This is a genomic window from Ralstonia mannitolilytica, assembly GCF_000954135.1.
GTDB classification, from domain to species: Bacteria; Pseudomonadota; Gammaproteobacteria; order Burkholderiales; family Burkholderiaceae; genus Ralstonia; species Ralstonia mannitolilytica.
In genome coordinates this window covers 2577142-2595058 of sequence record NZ_CP010799.1, presented here as the reverse complement: position 1 = coordinate 2595058, position 17917 = coordinate 2577142, and the positions used below count along the sequence as shown (strand labels likewise).

Here is a 17917-nt window from a genome sequence, read left to right as displayed (position 1 = left end):
TGCAGCACAGCAGGGGCCCATCGCGGAACCGGCACCCGGCGGCTTCCGCCGGCAGCGGCATCGGACGACGCGCAGGCCGCTCGATTTGCGCAAACGCGGTGGAACGGGGGTGAAGCCGTGTCGGCAGCTCATCACCGTGATGCGGCGTGGCAACGGATGCCATTCAAGGGGTTGGCGCGGAAAAGGTGGGGAGTACAATCCGCCCTCATTGTGCATTGCACGATTTTGAGCGGCCGGTGGATCGGCCGATTTTTCAGTTCATGAGTCAAGCTCTCACAGCAACAGGGTCTGCGCAGGCCAACCTCAACCTGCGTGCCATGGTGGTCGGCGCCGTCGGCGTGGTATTCGGCGATATCGGCACCAGCCCGCTGTATTCGCTCAAGGAAGCCTTCAACCCGGAGCACGGTATCCCATTCTCCAGCCCGGCGGTGCTCGGCATCATCTCGATGCTGTTCTGGGCGATGGTGATCGTTGTGTCACTCAAATACGTGCTGTTCGTCATGCGCGCCGACAACAACGGCGAAGGGGGCATTCTCGCGCTGATGGCGCTGTCGCTGCGCACGGCCAGCGCAGACTCCAGGCGCATGTCGCTGCTGATGATGCTTGGCGTGTTCGGGGCCTGTATGTTCTACGGCGATGCCGTCATCACGCCGGCCATCTCGGTGCTGTCCGCCATGGAAGGCCTGGAGATTGCCGCCCCGGCGCTGTCGCCGTTTGTGCTGCCGATTACGCTGGTGATCCTGACGGTGCTGTTCCTGATCCAGCGCAGCGGCACGTCGGTGGTGGGCAAGCTGTTCGGTCCGGTGATGCTGCTGTGGTTTGCCGCGCTGGCGGCGCTGGGCCTGATGAACCTGGTGAAGGCGCCGCAGATCCTCGTGGCCGTCAATCCGATGTACGCGATCTCGTTCCTGCATGACCACGCGCTGCAGGCGTTCATCGTGCTGGGTTCCGTGTTCCTCGTGCTGACCGGTGCGGAAGCGCTGTATGCCGACATGGGGCACTTCGGTGCGCGCCCGATCCGCTGGGCGTGGTTCTTCATCGTGGCGCCGAGCCTGCTGCTGAATTACTTCGGCCAGGGCGCCATGATGCTGACCGACCCGAGCACCATCGAAAACCCGTTCTACCGCTCCATGCCGGAAGCGCTGCAGCTTCCCATGGTGGTGCTGGCCGCGGCCGCGACCGTGATCGCCTCGCAGGCGGTCATTTCGGGCGCCTTTTCGCTGACGAGCCAGGCCATTGCGCTGGGCTTCGTGCCGCGCATGCGCATCCGCTACACGTCTGAGGCCGAGATCGGGCAGATCTACGTGCCGGTGGTCAACTGGATGCTGTTGATCCTGGTGGTGGCCGTGGTGCTCGCGTTCAAGAAGTCCGACAACCTTGCTGCCGCCTACGGCATTGCGGTGACGACGACGATGGTCATCACCACGTTGCTGGCCGCAGTGGTGATGCGTTCGGTATGGCGCTGGAACACCGTGCTGGTGACGCTGGTCTGCCTGGGCTTCCTGGTGGTGGACCTCGCGTTCTTCGCGGCCAATCTGCTGAAGATCCGCGATGGCGGCTGGTTCCCGCTGATGCTCGGCGGCTTCGTGTTCTTCCTGCTGATGACCTGGTACAAGGGCAAGAAGCTGCTGCGCGCGCGCAGTCTTGAAGACGGCATTCCGCTGGAGCCCTTCCTCGCGGGCCTGCTCGCGCATCCGCCGCATCGCGTGGAAGGCACGGCCGTGTTCCTGACCGGCAATACCGACTTCGTGCCAGTGTCGCTGCTGCACAACCTGAAGCACAACCGCGTGCTGCACGAGCGCGTGATCTTCATCAGCTTCGTCACGCGCGACATTCCGTACGTGGACGACAAGCAGCGCGTGGTGGTGCGCGACCTCGGCAGCGGCCTCTATGTCGTGAAGGCGGAATATGGCTTCAAGGAAACCCCCGACGTCTATCGCGTACTGGAACTGGGCCAGCCGCAGATCGGCACGCGGTGCGAACTGATGGACACGTCGTTCTTCATCGCACGCGAATCGGTGGTGCCGTCCAAGCTGCCGGGTATGTCGATGTGGCGCGAGCGCCTGTTTGCCTGGATGCACCAGAACGGCGCCAAGCCTTCTGACTTCTTCCACATTCCGGCGAACCGCGTGGTGGAGCTCGGGACGAAGGTGGAAATCTGACGCGGCCTGCGCTCGTAAAAAAAACGGCCCGTGCGTGACAGACGCACGGGCCGTTTGCTTGTGAGGCGGCCCTTAATTACATCTTTGCGGCTGCGTGGTTGCGCTCGCGCACTTCATCGTTGCGGGCGCGCACGTCGTGGTTGCGGTCCTTCACGTCGTGGCGCAGGTCTTTGCGATCGTGACGCAGGTCGCGGCGCTCGGCATTGATCTGGTGCTGGTCTTGCGCGCGCTGCTTGTTCCAGTATTCGGCCCCCTTGACGTTGCCATTTGCCAGGTCGCGGTCCTCGCGCCGCTGCGCAGCATTGCGCTCGGCGCGCTCGTCTGCCAGGGCCGCCTTGTCCTTGGCGATGTCGGCGCGGTCGCGGCGGATATCGCGGTTGTCGTGCCGGATGTCACGGTTGTCCTGGCGAATCTGCTGGTTGTCTTGCTGCACTTGCTGGACCGGCGTGGTTTGCGCGAAGGCAGCGATGCCAGCGACGGCAAGCAGGGCGGCGATCAGGGTGTGGCTTGTCTTCATGGTGTTCTCCTCGTGGTTGCCAGGCGGTGGTTGCCTGTGCTTTCTTAACGGCCCGAAAAGACCTGTCGACGACGCCCGAGTGTGAGGAAAGTCCCACGGGCGTAAGGAGCTGTAACACCTTGCCGAAGCACAAAAAAACCCGCCGGCTCGAGGCTCCGGCGGGTTCTGGGCAGCGCAGCGGTATGCGTGTCAGCGCTTGAGCTTCGCGAAGGCTGCGGCCATGGCGCCGGCCACTTCGGGCTCGCGGCGCTGCTGGCTGCCATGGCGGTTGCCGCCGCCGCTTGGCCGGTCGCCACCGCCAGTGCGCGCGGGCGCCTGGCCGGGCTCGTCCGACAGCCGCATCGTCAGGCCGATGCGGTTGCGCTTCACATCCACCTCCATCACCTTGACCTTGACGATCTGGCCCGGCTTGACGACCTCGTGCGGGTCGCGCACGAACTTGGTGGACAGCGCCGACACGTGCACCAGCCCATCCTGATGCACGCCGATGTCGACAAACGCGCCAAAGGCGGCCACGTTGGTCACCACGCCTTCGAGCACCATGCCCGGCTGCAGGTCCTTGATGTCTTCCACGCCGTCCTGGAACGTGGCGGTCTTGAACTCGGGGCGCGGGTCGCGGCCGGGCTTTTCGAGTTCGGACAAGATGTCGACCACTGTCGGGAGGCCGAACTTCTCGTCGGTGAACTCGTGGGCCGACAGGCCGCGCAGCGCCTCGCGGTTGCCGAGCACATCCCCGATGCCCTTCTTGATGCGGTCGAGAATGCGCTGCACGACCGGATACGCTTCCGGGTGCACGGAGGAGCGGTCGAGCGGGTTGTCGCCGTCATTGATGCGCAGGAAGCCGGCCGCCTGCTCGAACGTCTTGTCGCCCAGGCGCGGCACCTTCTTGAGCGCCTCGCGGTTGGCAAAGGCGCCGTTGGCGTCGCGGTACTCGACGATGTTCTTGGCGAGAATCGAATTCAGCCCCGAGACCCGCGCCAGCAGTGGCACCGACGCCGTGTTCACATCGACGCCCACGGCGTTCACGCAATCCTCGACCACGGCATCCAGCGCACGGGCCAGCTCGCGCTGGTTCACGTCGTGCTGGTATTGGCCCACGCCGATCGACTTGGGGTCGATCTTCACGAGCTCGGCCAGCGGATCCTGCAGGCGGCGCGCGATCGACACCGCACCGCGCAGCGACACGTCCAGGTCCGGGAACTCCTTGGCGGCGAGTTCCGATGCCGAATATACCGATGCGCCGGCCTCGCTGACCACGACCTTGGTCAGCTTCAGCTCGGGCGCGCTGCGCATCAGGTCCTGCACGAGCTTGTCGGTCTCGCGGCTGGCGGTGCCGTTGCCGATGGACACCAGCGACACACCGTGCTGCTTGGCCAGGCGCGCGAGGGTAGCGAGCGAGCCGTTCCAGTCGCGGCGCGGTTCGTGCGGGTAGATCGTGGCGGTTTCCAGCAGCTTGCCGGTGTGGTCGACGACGGCCACCTTGCAGCCCGTGCGGATGCCCGGGTCGATGCCCATCACCGACTTCGGGCCCGCCGGCGCGGCCAGCAGCAGGTCATGCAGATTGCGGCCGAAGATCTTGATGGCTTCGGCCTCAGCCGATTCGCGCAACTGCGTGAGCAGTTCGGTCTCGATATGCGGCTGCACCTTGACGCGCCAGCACCAGCGGCAGACATCGGAGAGCCACTTGTCGGCCGGGCGGCCCTTGTTCTCGATGCCGACATGGCGCGCAATCATGGTTTCGCACGGATGCGGACTCAGGGCATCCTGCTCTTCGCCCAGGCCCAGCTTGACGAACAGCACCCCCGCATTGCGCCCGCGGAACAGCGCCAGCGCGCGGTGCGACGGCACGTTGCGGATCGGCTCGCTGTAGGCGTAGTAGTCGCGGAATTTCTCTTCTTCGGCGCTTTCCTTGCCTTCCACCACCGTCGACGAGACCAGGCCGTGGTTCCACAGGTGCTCGCGCAGCTTGCCGAGCAGCTCGGCCGTTTCGCCAAACTGTTCGGACAGGATGTCGCGCGCGCCGTCCAGCGCCGCCTTGACGTCGGGTACGCCGCCCTCGGCGGTCGGCTTGCCGTTGACGAACTTGGCGGCCTCGGCCTGCGGGTCGAGCATCGGGTCGGCCAGCAGCGCCTGCGCCAGTGGCTCCAGACCGCATTCGCGCGCGATCTGGGCGCGCGTGCGGCGCTTCGGCTTGTACGGCAGGTAGAGGTCTTCCAGCACCTGCTTCGTTTCGGCCGCTTCAATGGCCGCGCGCAGGGTGTCGGTCAGCTTGCCTTGCTCTTCAATGGAAGCCAGGATCGCCGCGCGGCGGTCTTCCAGCTCGCGCAGATACAGCAGGCGCTCTTCCAGGTTGCGCAGCTGCGTGTCGTCCAGGTTGCCCGTCACTTCCTTGCGGTAGCGTGCGATGAACGGCACGGTGGCGCCTTCGTCCAGCAGTTGCACGGCGGCCGCGACCTGCTGCGGCCTCACCGCCAGTTCAACGGCAATGCGGGAAACGATCTTCTGCAACACGGAATCAGTCATTGCTTCCAGAGAGTGCGATGGAAAGCCGCGCATTTTGCCACAACGTCAAGCGTGTCCCTGAGCGCAAATCCCCGTCTGCGCGGCGTTTGCGGCACAGGGGCGGTGATAAAATGCGCGCTATGCCTACGCCCCTGTTTTCCGCCCGCTGCCGCGCCGGTGCGCGCCACGTATCCCGTCTGGTCCTGCCGGCCGCCGCGCTGTTTGGCGCCCTTTGCGCCGCGCCTGCGTGGAGCCAGTCCCCGTTGCCCGCTACGCCGGCAACGGCAGTCTCCAGCACGCCGCCCGACTTTGGCGCCGAGCACGACCGCATCAGCAGCGCCAAATCGTGGGCCGAATACCGGTACGCCGAGGCGGAACGCGCATGCTACGACAAGTTCTTTGTCACGCACTGCATCAACAAGGCCAAGGATGTGCGCCGCACGGAACTGCACGCCATCCGTGAGCGCGAACTGGCCCTGGACGAAGCCGAACGTGCCGACCGCGCCGCGCGGCGTGATCAGGACCGCGCCATCCGCCAGGCGCAGTACAACGCCGAGCGCCCCCAGCGCGAAGCCGCTGAGCAGAAGAACCGCACCGATTTCGAAAACAAGCAGGAACAGCAGCGCCTGAACGAAGCGCAGCGCCAGGCCGAGGTGCCGCAGCGCGCCGCCAACGCGCAGGCCTTCGCCAAGAAGCAATCCGACTACGACGCCAAGTTGAAGGCCGCGCAGGAGCAGGGCGCCGCCAACGCCGCCAAGCGCGCAGAGAACGTGAAGCAGTTCCAGGAAAAGCAGCGCGAAGCCGCCCAGCGTCAGAAAGAACTGGACGAGCGTCGCGAGCAGACCAAGCGCCGCAACGAGCAAAACCAGAACAACACGAGTCCGCTGGGGTTCTAAACTCGAGGCAGGATCGGTTTCCGGAGGAGTGCGATGGACAGCGATCTGAACACGATTTCGCGTCGGATCATCGAGTTGCAGATCGAGCACCGCGATCTCGATTTCCTGATCGACCGCCTTGCGGGCGAAGCGAACCACGATGAGCTGCAGTTGCGCCGTCTCAAGAAGCGCCGCCTGAAACTCAAGGACACCATCACCCTGCTACAGTTGCAGCTTGAGCCGGACGTACCGGCCTGAGGCTGACCCACCCCGACGCTGAGAGGCCGCCGTCACGTGCGGCCTCGGTCATTTCATCCCCAAGGTTTTCCGTTGACTTCGCTTTCTCCGCTCGCCGAGCCGTCGGCCGAATCCGACGCTGGTGAGGCCGCAACGCCCAAGCCTACGCCCGACGCGCACCACGCCGAACTGGCAACGCTGTTTGCCGACGACGGCACGCTGGCCAAGGGCATCGAGTCGTATCGGCCGCGCACGTCGCAGCTCAAAATGGCGCAGGCCGTGGCCAATGCCATCGAAGCCGCGGATTCGGTCATCGTCGAGGCCGGCACCGGCACCGGCAAGACCTACGCGTACCTCGTTCCGGCGATGCTGTGGGGCGGCAAGGTGATTCTTTCCACCGGGACGAAGAACCTGCAGGACCAGCTCTTCCTGCGTGATATCCCGACGGTGCGCAAGGCGTTGAATGCGCCGGTGTCGGTAGCGTTGCTCAAGGGGCGTGCCAACTATGTCTGCCATTACCACCTGGAGCGCACGTCGCAGAACGGGCGTCTGTCGTCACGGCAGGACGCCGCGTGGCTGCGGCAGATCAACCTTTTCCTGAAGACCACCAAGACCGGCGACAAGGCCGAGCTTGCCAGCGTGCCCGAAAACGCGCCGGTGTGGAACCTCGTCACGTCCACGCGCGACAACTGCCTCGGCTCGGATTGCGCATATTACAAGGACTGCTTCGTCATGCGCGCCCGCAAGGAGGCGCAGCAGGCCGACGTGGTGGTCGTCAATCACCACCTGTTCTTTGCCGACGTGATGCTGAAGGACACCGGCATGGCGGAGCTGCTGCCGGCGGCCAACACGATCGTCTTCGACGAAGCGCACCAGCTGCCCGAGACGGCCACGCTGTTCTTCGGCGACACGATTTCCACCAACCAGATCCTGGAGTTGGCGCGTGACAGCGTGGCCGAGGGCCTGTCGCATGCGCGCGATGCGGTCGACTGGGTCGCGATCGCCGCGCCGCTGGAGCGCGCCGCGCGCGATCTGCGCCTGGTGTTCCGCCAGGACGGCGCGCGCCTGTCGATGAAGCAGATCGACAGCGATGCGGCCATCGCCAAGCCGTTCTACGAGGTGCTGCCCAAACTCGAGCAGGCGCTGTCCGATTTCACCGGGGCACTGGAGGCCCAGGCCGAGCGCGCCGAGACCATCGAGCAATGCCATCGCCGCGCCGTGGCGCTGTGCGAAAAGCTGGAAGCGTGGGTGGACCCCAAGCCGCCGCAGGCGCCGAAGGGTGAGGGCGAGGAAGCCGAAGCCGCACCGCCCGCCGACGAGCGCGTGCGCTGGGTGGAGGTGTTCGCCAACTCCGTGCAGTTGCACCTGACGCCGCTGTCGATCGCGCCGATCTTTTCGCGCCAGCGCGCCGGCCAGCCGCGCGCGTGGATATTCACCTCGGCCACGCTCTCGGTGCGGGGCAACTTCACGCATTACGCCGCGCAGTTGGGCCTCGACCGCAATCGCTCGTTGACGCTCGACAGCCCCTTCGACTATGCATCGCAGGGCTTGCTGTACGTCCCGCGCGACCTGCCGCAGCCGAGCGATCCGCGCTTTACCGATGCGGTGCTGGACGCCGCCTTGCCGATGATCGAGGCGGCGGGCGGCAAGACCTTCCTGCTGTGCACGACGCTGCGCGCTGTCAATCGCGCCGCTGAACGGTTGGCCGACGAGTTCGCGCAGCGTGGCTGGGATTTTCCGTTGCTGGTGCAGGGCCAGGCCAGTCGGACCGAACTGCTCGACCGTTTCCGCGCGCTGGGCAACGCCGTGCTCATCGGCAGCCAGAGTTTCTGGGAAGGGGTGGACGTGCGCGGCGAGGCGTTGTCGCTCGTCGTGATCGACAAGCTGCCGTTTGCGCCGCCCGACGATCCCGTCCTCAGCGCGCGCATGGAAGCGCTTGAAAAGAAAGGCCTGAGCCCGTTTGCCGTGCACCAGCTGCCGCACGCCGTCATCACGCTCAAGCAGGGGGCGGGGCGGTTGATCCGCTCCGAGACCGATCGCGGTGTGTTGATGATCTGCGACCCGCGCCTGGTGGAAAAGTCCTACGGCCGCCAGATCTGGCAGAGCCTGCCGCCGTTCAAGCGCACGCGCGAAGCCGAGACGGCAGCAGGGTTCCTTCGGTCGCTGCGCCCGGATGTGCCGCCTGAAGGGGCCGCAGACGAGGCGTGATCCCCAAACAAAAAGCCCGGCCAATTGACCGGGCTTTTTGCTGTGCTGTTTACGCCTGGCTTACCACCATTGATACCAGGGCTTGTCCTTCTTGCGCTGGCCGTACAGCAGGAATTCGCTCTTCGGGTAGTTCTGCTTGATGATGCGCTCGGTGTCGTCGCGCATGTCTTTCATGCCGAGGGCCTCGTACGACTTCATCATGATGTACAGCGCTTCTTCCACGGCAGGCGCGCGATCGTAATCCTTGATGGCTTCCTGCGCGCGGTTCACCGCTGCCAGATAGGCGCCGCGGCGATAGTAGTAGCGTGCCGCGCCCACTTCATGCTCGGCCATCGCATTGACGATGTACTGCATGCGCAGTGTTGCATCGGGCGTGTACTTGCTGTTCGGGAAGCGCGTGACCAGCGTCTTGAACGCGTCGTAGGCGGCGCGCGCGGCCTTGGGGTCGCGCTCGCTCAGGTCCTGGTTCGAGAAGCGGCCGAGCCAGCCGAGGTTGTCGTTGAAGTTGATCAGGCCCTTGAGGTAATAGGCGTAATCGACGCTGGGGTGGTTCGGGTGAAGCTGGATGAAGCGATCGACTGCGGCCAGCGCGGCGGCCGTTTCGCCGTCCTTGTAGTTGGCGTAGGCGGTTTCGATCTGGGCTTGCTGGGCGTACGGGCCGAACGGATAGCGGCTTTCGAGCTTCTCGTAGTACTTGACGGCCTTGGCATAGTCGCCGCCGTCGAGCGAGTCCTTCGCTTCCGAATATAATTTGTTGGCTGACCAGCCGGCCGTTTCGTCTTGCTGTTCCGGCAGGATGCCGCAGGCCGAGAGGGCCAGGCATGCGCCTGCCACCAACGCTGCTCCGATTTGAGCGCGGATTTGTACGCCAACACGTACACCAAAACGCGCCTGCTTTACGCTCGTGACCGACATGGGCACCTTTTCTGAATGAAAAATCGCATCAAGCATTATAGCCCAAGCCCTGTGTCGGACGACGCAGCGGCTGACGTTTCCCTCACCGCGCAGGAAACCGACGACACCCTCGACGACGAGGCCCTCGACTTGTCTGCCGAAGGTGCAGCGCCCGCAGCCGAGCCGATCATCGTAGAGATCCCGGAAGCCATGCACGGCGAGCGTCTGGACAAGGCGCTGGCCAAGCTGCTGCCGGACTATTCGCGCAGCCGCCTGCAGCAGTGGATCGACGCCGGAGCGGTTCGCGTGCGCGGTGAGGCCGTGCGCCCGCGTGCCGCCGTATCGGGTGGCGACCGCATCGAGGTGGTGCCGCAACGCGCGGCCGATGAGAACGCGTTTGTTGCCGAGCCGGTCGAGCTCGATGTCGTTTACGAAGACGACACGCTGCTGGTCATGAACAAGCCAGCCGGCCTGGTGGTGCACCCCGCCGCGGGCAATTGGAGCGGTACCGTCCTCAATGGCTTGCTGCATCGGTATCCGGAGGCGGCAGCGCTGCCGCGCGCCGGCATCGTGCATCGGCTCGACAAGGAGACTTCGGGGCTGATGGTGGTCGCAAAGACGCTGCCGGCACAAACCGACCTCGTGCGCCAACTGCAGGCGCGCACGGTCAAACGGACCTATCTGGCGCTGGTCTGGGGCGAAACGCCGGAGGAAGCCACGATCGATGCCCCGATTGGCCGCGACCCGCGCGATCGCACACGCATGGCCATCATCGAAACGGCCAGCGGCAAGCCGGCACGTACGCATTTCAAGACGCTCGACGTGGTGGATCTGGGGCGCGCGCAGGTGTCGCTCGTGCGTTGCCAACTGGAAACCGGCCGCACCCACCAGATTCGTGTGCACTTTGAATCCGAAGGCCATCCGCTGCTGGGCGACCCGGTCTACACGCGCAACTTCCGCCGCGGCCGGCCGCAGACCATCAAGGCCCCGTTGCCGGTGCCGTTCGCGCGGCAGGCGTTGCATGCTGTTCGCCTGGGGCTCGTGCACCCGGCGTCCGGCAAGTCCATGCATTGGGAAGCCGGCGTGCCGGATGATTTCGCTGAACTGATGGAAGCCCTGGACCTGGATCCCGATGTCGATTTCACCTGATTGGATCGTTCCTGAATGGCCGGCGCATCCGCGCGTCAAAGCGCTGGCCACCACGCGCCTGGGCGGCGTCAGCACGGGCGCCTACGGCCTGGCGGGCGGCTTGCCGGGCGGGTTGAACCTTGGCCAGCATGTTGGCGACATGCCGGAGGCGGTCGAACAGAACCGCCGCATCCTGCGCGCTGCGCTGCCCGCCGAGCCGGTCTGGATGGAACAGGTGCACGGCACAGGTGTTGCCGACCTCGACCAGCTTGTCGGGGCGCCGGCGCCGGTCGTGGCCGATGCCGCGGTGGCCTCGTCGCGCGATCGCGTCTGCGTGGTAATGACGGCAGACTGCCTGCCGGTGTTGCTCAGCGATGCGCGCGGCGTGACGGTCGGCGCGGCGCATGCAGGTTGGCGAGGGCTGTGCGGCGGCGTGATCGAGCGCACGGTCGACGCGATGACGCAGCGCCTGCGCGCAAGCGGCCAGGAGGCCGATCCGACTTGGCTGGCGTGGCTTGGCCCGGCCATCGGCCCAGCATGCTTCGAAGTGGGCGCGGAGGTGCGTCAGGCTTTCATGGACGCCGCACAGCCGGCCGAGCGGGAAGCCACGGAGGCGGCTTTCGTGCGGGGCGCGTCGGACGGGAAATTCCTGGGCGACCTGTATGCCCTGGCCCGGCTGCGGCTGGCGCGCGTGGGCTGCACGGAGGTGTACGGCGGTGGCCTGTGCACGATGACGGACGTCCAGCGTTTCTATTCCTATCGCCGGGAGCGCACGACCGGCCGCATGGCCACGCTGATCTGGCGCGCGGAGTGACGCTTCATGCAGCGCCGTCGCCGGAGGCAGCAGCGGCGTCCGCCTTGTCCTCGGCCGCCTCCTGCGTCTGCCGGCGGCGCTTGCGTGCAGGCGAGCCGACAATCCAGAGAAACAGCGCCAGCGGTGCGACGCCGTAGAGCAGGAACGTACCGACACCAGCAATCCAAGATTGCTCAGTCAACGACATCATGAGCACGACGTAAAGCCAACCGATGGCAACGATATACATGCGGAATGGGATGTCTGGCGTTGGCGTAATGGGGCAGTCTCGCACGAAAATGTTGCCGGCTGGTATATAGCCCGGAGTCCAGCTTAACCATTTGGTGGAACCGTTTTCGGGCGGATCCGGCAAAACCGACGCCGGACGTGCATTTCCCGGCCATCGTGAGTTAAGTCCGATTGACAGGCTTGAAACGGCAAGGCAACAATGCCCCGCAATACTACGAATTGCGCCATTTCGCCCAAACGAGGCGGCGCATATCGTACGGATCGAGGGCACTATGGCATCGCGTCAATCGGCATCTTCCAAAGCATCTAGCGCCCGCACTCAAGCCCCCTGGCAGGGCTTGTCGGACCCAGCGCAGTGGGCTGAGCAGTTCAAGCAATGGCAAACGCTTATGGGCGGCTACGCCCAACCCGGTGCCGCAGCGCCGGGCCTTGGGCAGTTCAATGGCGCGGCGACCGGCGAGGGCGCAGTCCCGTTTGCGCTGATCCCGCCCGAGCGGCTCGCTGAAATCCAGCAGAAGTATCTGGAAGAATGGCTGCAGATCTGGCGGCATATGAGCACGGGCGAAAGCGCCGAAGCCGTGGCCCCCGCCGATCGCCGCTTTGCCGACGAGGCATGGCGCAAGAGCCCGCTTTACGGTTATGCCGCAGCCTTCTACGTCCTCAACGCGCGCACGCTGATGGAAATGGCCGACGCCGTCCAGGCCGATGCCAAGACCCGCGAGCGTGTGCGCTTTGCCGTCTCGCAATGGACGGCCGCCATGTCGCCGTCGAACTTCCTGGCGACCAACCCGGAAGCGCAGAAGCAGTTGATCGAGTCGCGCGGCGAATCCCTGCGCACCGGTATTCTCAACATGCTGCAGGACATGGAGCGCGGCAAGATCTCGCAGACCGACGAAAGCGCCTTCGAGATCGGCCGCAACGTTGCCAATAGCGAGGGCGCGGTCGTCTTCGAGAACGAGTACTTTCAGCTCATCCAGTACAAGCCGCTGACCGCCAAGGTTTACACGCGCCCGCTGCTGCTGGTGCCGCCTTGCATCAACAAGTACTACATCCTCGATCTGCAGCCGGCCAACTCGCTCGTGCGCTATGCGGTGGAGCAGGGCAACACCGTGTTCCTGGTGTCGTGGCGCAATCCGGATGCCAGCATGGCGTCTCGCACGTGGGACGACTACATCGAGGGCGGCGCGATCGAGGCCATTCGCGTCGTGCGCGAGATTGCTGGGCAGGACCAGATCAACGTGCTGGGCTTCTGCGTCGGCGGCACGATTCTGTCGACTGCGCTGGCGGTGCTCGCTGCGCGCGGCGAACATCCGGCCGCGAGCCTGACACTGCTGACGACGCTGCTCGACTTTACCGATACGGGCATCCTCGACGTCTTCGTCGACCAAGCCCAGGTCGAGATGCGTGAGCAGACCATCGGCGCCAACGCGCCCACCGGCCCGGGCTTGCTGCGCGGCGTGGAGTTGGCCAACACGTTTTCGTTCCTGCGGCCGAACGACCTGGTCTGGAACTACGTCGTTGAAAACTATCTGAAGGGCAAGACGCCCGCGCCGTTCGACCTGCTGTACTGGAACGGCGATTCGACCAACCTGCCGGGGCCGTGGTACTGCTGGTATCTGCGGCACACGTACCTGCAGAACGACTTGAAGGAGCCGGGCAAGCTGACGGTTGCCGGCACACCCGTGGATCTGGGCAAGATCGATGCGCCGGTCTATATCTACGGCTCGCGCGAAGACCATATCGTCCCGTGGAAATCCGCCTACGCCTCGGTGCCGCTGCTCAAGGGCAAGCGCCGGTTCGTCCTCGGGGCCTCGGGGCATATCGCCGGCGTGATCAACCCGCCGGCGGCCAACAAGCGCTCGCACTGGATCAACGCCAAGCTGCCTGACTCCGCCGACGCATGGTTTGACGGTGCCACGGAGCACCCTGGCAGCTGGTGGCCGGACTGGTCTGCGTGGCTGGCTTCTCACGCCGGTGCGCAGAAGGCCGCTCCGAAGCGCTACGGCACTGCGGACTATCCGGAGATCGAGCCCGCCCCCGGCCGCTACGTGAAGCAGAAGGCGTAAGCGCACCCCCAACTCCGGCGCACGATGCCGGCCTGCGAGGCCGTGCGCGGCGCCCTCTCAACCCCCTTTGACTGTGGAAGGAAGACAAATGACCGATGTTGTGATCGTATCGGCGGTCCGTACCGCCGTGGGCAAGTTTGGTGGCTCGCTGGCAAAGATTCCTGCGCCCGAACTGGGTGCGGCGGTCATCCGCGAGGCTCTCTCGCGCGCCAAGGTGGCGCCGGAACAGGTGAGCGAAGTCATCATGGGGCAGGTGCTGACCGCCGGTTCGGGACAGAACCCGGCACGCCAGGCCGTCATCAAGGCCGGGTTGCCGAACATGGTCCCAGGCATGACCATCAACAAGGTGTGCGGCTCGGGCCTGAAGGCCGTGATGCTCGCCGCCAACGCCATCATGGCGGGCGACGCGGACATCGTCGTGGCAGGCGGCCAGGAGAACATGTCGGCCGCGCCCCACGTGCTGCCGGGCTCGCGCGATGGCTTCCGCATGGGCGACGCAAAGCTGATCGACTCGATGATCGTCGACGGCCTGTGGGATGTGTACAACCAGTACCACATGGGCATCACCGCCGAGAACGTCGCCAAGGAATACGGCATCACGCGCGAGGCGCAGGACGAGTTTGCCGTCGGGTCGCAGAACAAGGCCGAAGCCGCACAGAAGGCAGGGCGCTTCAATGACGAGATCGTCCCGATCATGATTCCGCAGCGCAAGGGCGACCCGATCGCGTTCGCACAGGACGAGTTCATCCGCCACGGCGCAACGCTCGAGTCGATGGCCGGTCTCAAGCCCGCGTTCGACAAGGCGGGCACCGTCACGGCGGCCAACGCCTCGGGCCTGAACGACGGTGCGGCCGCGGTGGTGGTGATGTCGGCCGCCAAGGCCCAGGAACTGGGCCTCACGCCGCTGGCCACGATCCGCGCTTATGCCAGCGCGGGCCTCGATCCAAAGGTGATGGGCATGGGGCCTGTGCCTGCCTCGAAACGCTGCCTGTCGCGTGCGGGCTGGTCGGTGGACGAGCTCGACCTGATGGAGATCAACGAGGCGTTTGCTGCGCAGGCGCTCGCTGTGCACCAGCAAATGGGTTGGGACACGTCTAAGGTGAACGTCAACGGCGGTGCGATCGCCATCGGCCACCCGATCGGTGCTTCCGGTTGCCGCATTCTGGTCACGCTGCTGCACGAAATGCAGAAGCGCGATGCGAAGAAGGGTCTGGCGTCGTTGTGCATCGGCGGCGGCATGGGCGTGGCGCTGGCCGTCGAGCGTCCGTAATTTTTTGCAGACCGGACCGGTGTGGCGTTGAACAAAAAGCGCGCACGCCGATCGGAGAGAACCGAGCACCACCGCCCGGCAGGACGCTGGGCGGCTCTAACAACAAGGACTAGGAGTGGACATGACCAAACGCATCGCATACGTCACCGGTGGCATGGGTGGTATCGGAACGGCGATCTGCCAGCGCTTGGCGCGCGATGGCTTCACCGTCATTGCCGGTTGCGGCCCGAACTCGCCGCGCAAGGCCAAGTGGCTCGAGCAGCAGAAGGCGCTCGGCTTTGATTTCATTCCGTCCGAGGGCAACGTCGGCGACTGGGAATCGACCAAGGCCGCATTCGACAAGGTCAAGGCAGAAGTGGGTGAGGTGGATGTTCTCATCAACAACGCCGGCATCACGCGCGACGTGGTGTTCCGCAAGATGACGCGTGCCGATTGGGACGCCGTGATCGACACCAACCTGACTTCGCTGTTCAACGTGACCAAGCAGGTCATCGATGGCATGGCGGACCGAGGCTGGGGCCGCATCATCAACATTTCGTCGGTGAACGGGCAGAAGGGGCAGTTTGGCCAGACCAACTACTCGACGGCCAAGGCCGGCCTGCACGGCTTCACGATGGCCCTCGCGCAGGAAGTCGCCACCAAGGGCGTGACGGTCAACACCGTGTCGCCGGGCTACATTGCCACGGACATGGTCAAAGCGATTCGTCAGGATGTGCTCGACAAGATCGTCGGCACGATTCCGGTCAAGCGACTCGGCGAGCCCGCGGAAATCGCTTCGATCTGCGCCTGGCTTGCCTCCGACGAGTCCGGTTTCGCCACGGGCGCGGACTTTTCCCTCAACGGCGGCCTGCACATGGGCTGACGCTCTCACGCCCATGCTGCACAATTGCTGCAGCATGGGCGCAGCATTCTTTCCCCCGGTTTGCCCCAGGGTGTTGCGATGCTCGATTGCACTGCAGCAGGCTTGCGGCGCGTGATCCAGCCCATATCATGGTGCCGCTACGGCACCAAAATGCTGCGGGTTTCTACCGGGGGAGGTCGCCTTTTCTTTGCACGGCGATCCGCATAGAATCCAGTCACGGAGGCGCTTCGCGGGGAGACACCGGAGCGTCCGATCATAACCGGATGCATCTGCGTTGCCGCATTCGCACGCAGATCGGCACAGCAGCGCAACCGCGATTTTGCTGTGCCGATTTCGCACTGCATCGGCTGCACCGCAGCAGCATCGCCAACACGGAAAGGCACGATGGCCACCAGTAAGAAGGGCACCGAACGGCTGATCAAGAAATATCCCAACCGCCGGCTCTACGACACCCAGACCAGCACGTACATCACGCTGGCAGACGTCAAGCAGCTCGTGATGGACACCGAGGAGTTTCGCGTCGTGGATGCGAAATCCGGTGAAGACCTGACGCGCAGCATCCTACTGCAGATCATTCTGGAAGAGGAAACCGGCGGCGTGCCGATGTTCTCCGGCTCGATGCTTGCGCAGATCATTCGTTTTTACGGCCACGCCATGCAGGGCATGATGGGCACGTACCTGGAGAAGAACATCCAGGCCTTCATCGACATCCAGAACAAGCTGGCCGAGAACTCGAAGGACCTGTACAGCGGCAACACGTTCAACCCCGATATGTGGTCGCAGTTCATGAACATGCAGGGGCCGATGATGCAGGGCATGATGAGCAACTACATCGAGCAGAGCAAGAACCTGTTCGTGCAGATGCAGGAGCAGATGCAGAGCCAGGCCAAGAACATGTTCGGCACGTTCCCGTTCAACCAGCCGCCCGAAAAGAAGTAATCCTTCGGCCTGGAGAAGAAGGCGAATCGCATGGCGGTTCGCCTTTTTGCTTTGGGGGCGGCAAATCGGGCAGCAGGGTAAAATGCGGCATTTCCGGCAAGGCGCGGCTTTGCCGGAGGATCACACCCCTCAGATTGCCCCCAAATGTTCGATGTCAGCCCCCGGCCTGCAGGCCGGTTGATCGCCTTTTTCACATGAGCCGCCTCTTGCTTGCCCCGATGGAAGGGGTTGCGGATTTCGTCATGCGCGACGTGCTGACACAGGCGGGAGGCTATGACGGCTGCGTCTCGGAATTCGTTCGCGTGACGGGTTCAGTGCTTCCGTTGCGCACCTACGAGCGCGAAACTCCTGAGATTGCCAACGGCGGCTACACCGCCAGCGGTACGCCGATGGTGATCCAGCTCCTCGGCAGTGATCCGGAATGGATGGCCCGCAACGCAGCCTATGCGGCGACGCTGTCACCGCATGGCATCGACCTGAACTTCGGGTGCCCCGCCAAGGTGGTGAACCGGCACGGCGGCGGTGCCATGCTGCTCGACACGCCGGAAGTCCTGCACACCATCGTGCGGGCGGTGCGCGGTGCGGTGCCGCCGCACATTGCAGTGACGGCCAAGATGCGGTTGGGCGTTTCGGACACTTCGCGTGCGATTGACTGCGCGACGGCGCTGGCCGAAGGCGGCGCGGTGTCGCTGGTGGTGCATGCCCGCACGCGCGATCATGGCTATCGCCCGCCGGCACATTGGGACTGGATTGCGCGCATTGCGGGCGCAGTCAGCATCCCCGTCACGGCCAATGGCGAGGTCTGGACCGTGGCCGATTGGGAGCGCTGCCGCGCCGTCAGCGGCTGTGACGACGTGATGATCGGCCGTGGCGCCGTGTCCGACCCGTTCCTGGCCCAGCGCATTCGCGGCCAGATGGCGCGTGAGCCGTCCGCCGCCGAATGGCCGATCGTACTCGGCTACCTTGCCGACTATCTCAAGAAGTTGCACGCCCGCATCTCCGCCAAGCACGAGCACGGCCGCGTCAAGCTGTGGCTCGGCTACCTGAAGCGGACATGGCCCCAGGCCGCGGAACTGCACGACGCGATCCGCCGCCTGCACGACGCGCTGGAAATCGAGCGTGTGATCGAACAGGCCCGGCTCGCGCTGGGCCGCCCCGGCGCAGTGAACGGTTAAAATACGCCACCGCGCGGCGCGCCATGCGCTGCGCCATCCT

The 17917-nt window shown here is 64.9% G+C and carries 15 protein-coding genes; 11 read left to right on the top strand and 4 right to left on the bottom strand.

What is annotated here, in order from left to right:
• Positions 1–260 precede the first annotated feature (260 nt).
• Positions 261–2162 (top strand): potassium transporter Kup, encoded by a 1902-nt coding sequence (locus TK49_RS12255; RefSeq protein WP_045787869.1) that lies wholly within the window; start codon positions 261–263, stop codon positions 2160–2162.
• Between the two features lie 76 nt (positions 2163–2238).
• On the opposite strand, the gene TK49_RS12250 is transcribed toward TK49_RS12255, so the two are convergent.
• Both TK49_RS12250 and TK49_RS12245 read right to left on the bottom strand, forming a co-directional pair.
• Entirely contained in the window at positions 2239–2679 is a 441-nt protein-coding gene (locus TK49_RS12250; protein WP_045786949.1) for a hypothetical protein, read from the bottom strand.
• 189 nt (positions 2680–2868) lie between these two features.
• Complete coding sequence (locus TK49_RS12245) at positions 2869–5202, bottom strand: Tex family protein (protein WP_045786948.1); 2334 nt, start codon at positions 5200–5202, stop codon at positions 2869–2871.
• A 110-nt stretch (positions 5203–5312) separates the two neighbouring features.
• Between TK49_RS12245 and TK49_RS12240 the strand changes: the two genes are divergently transcribed.
• From TK49_RS12240 to TK49_RS12230, 3 genes are all read left to right on the top strand, one after another.
• Positions 5313–6077, top strand: a complete 765-nt coding sequence (locus TK49_RS12240) for a hypothetical protein (RefSeq protein WP_045786947.1) — start codon at positions 5313–5315, stop codon at positions 6075–6077.
• A 33-nt stretch (positions 6078–6110) separates the two neighbouring features.
• The gene (locus tag TK49_RS12235) at positions 6111–6314 is read left to right on the top strand and encodes a DUF465 domain-containing protein (protein ID WP_045786946.1); all 204 of its coding nucleotides are present in this window, start codon (positions 6111–6113) and stop codon (positions 6312–6314) included.
• Positions 6315–6386: 72 nt separating this feature from the next.
• Entirely contained in the window at positions 6387–8501 is a 2115-nt protein-coding gene (locus tag TK49_RS12230) for a DNA repair helicase YoaA (RefSeq protein WP_197742976.1), read from the top strand.
• Between the two features lie 60 nt (positions 8502–8561).
• Here the strand turns inward: TK49_RS12230 and TK49_RS12225 are convergent, their stop codons facing one another.
• Positions 8562–9416 carry an outer membrane protein assembly factor BamD gene (locus TK49_RS12225; protein ID WP_045786944.1) on the bottom strand — a complete coding sequence of 285 codons (855 nt, stop codon included), beginning with the start codon at positions 9414–9416 and terminating at the stop codon, positions 8562–8564.
• 15 nt (positions 9417–9431) lie between these two features.
• Here TK49_RS12225 and TK49_RS12220 point away from each other — a divergent pair, with 15 nt between their 5' ends.
• Together TK49_RS12220 and pgeF are read left to right on the top strand one after the other, a co-directional pair.
• A complete protein-coding gene (locus TK49_RS12220; protein WP_045786943.1) occupies positions 9432–10544 on the top strand; it encodes an RluA family pseudouridine synthase in 1113 nt (370 codons plus the stop codon).
• Positions 10528–11337 (top strand): peptidoglycan editing factor PgeF, encoded by an 810-nt coding sequence (gene pgeF / locus TK49_RS12215; RefSeq protein WP_045786942.1) that lies wholly within the window; start codon positions 10528–10530, stop codon positions 11335–11337. The genes TK49_RS12220 and pgeF overlap by 17 nt, the downstream gene beginning before the upstream one ends.
• Positions 11338–11341: 4 nt before the next feature.
• On the opposite strand, the gene TK49_RS12210 is transcribed toward pgeF, so the two are convergent.
• Positions 11342–11566, bottom strand: coding sequence for a hypothetical protein (locus TK49_RS12210; protein WP_045786941.1), 225 nt, complete (start codon positions 11564–11566; stop codon positions 11342–11344).
• 271 nt (positions 11567–11837) lie between these two features.
• Here TK49_RS12210 and phaC point away from each other — a divergent pair, with 271 nt between their 5' ends.
• The 5 genes from phaC (at position 11838) to TK49_RS12185 (ending at position 17877) form a co-directional block, all read left to right on the top strand.
• A complete protein-coding gene (phaC, locus tag TK49_RS12205) occupies positions 11838–13631 on the top strand; it encodes a class I poly(R)-hydroxyalkanoic acid synthase (RefSeq protein WP_045786940.1) in 1794 nt (597 codons plus the stop codon).
• Positions 13632–13719: 88 nt separating this feature from the next.
• Entirely contained in the window at positions 13720–14901 is a 1182-nt protein-coding gene (locus tag TK49_RS12200; protein WP_045786939.1) for an acetyl-CoA C-acetyltransferase, read from the top strand.
• Positions 14902–15022: 121 nt separating this feature from the next.
• Positions 15023–15763 carry a 3-ketoacyl-ACP reductase gene (locus TK49_RS12195; RefSeq protein WP_045786938.1) on the top strand — a complete coding sequence of 247 codons (741 nt, stop codon included), beginning with the start codon at positions 15023–15025 and terminating at the stop codon, positions 15761–15763.
• A 384-nt stretch (positions 15764–16147) separates the two neighbouring features.
• A complete protein-coding gene (gene phaR / locus TK49_RS12190) occupies positions 16148–16702 on the top strand; it encodes a polyhydroxyalkanoate synthesis repressor PhaR (protein WP_045786937.1) in 555 nt (184 codons plus the stop codon).
• A 194-nt stretch (positions 16703–16896) separates the two neighbouring features.
• Complete coding sequence (locus tag TK49_RS12185; RefSeq protein ID WP_045786936.1) at positions 16897–17877, top strand: tRNA dihydrouridine synthase; 981 nt, start codon at positions 16897–16899, stop codon at positions 17875–17877.
• Positions 17878–17917 lie beyond the last annotated feature (40 nt).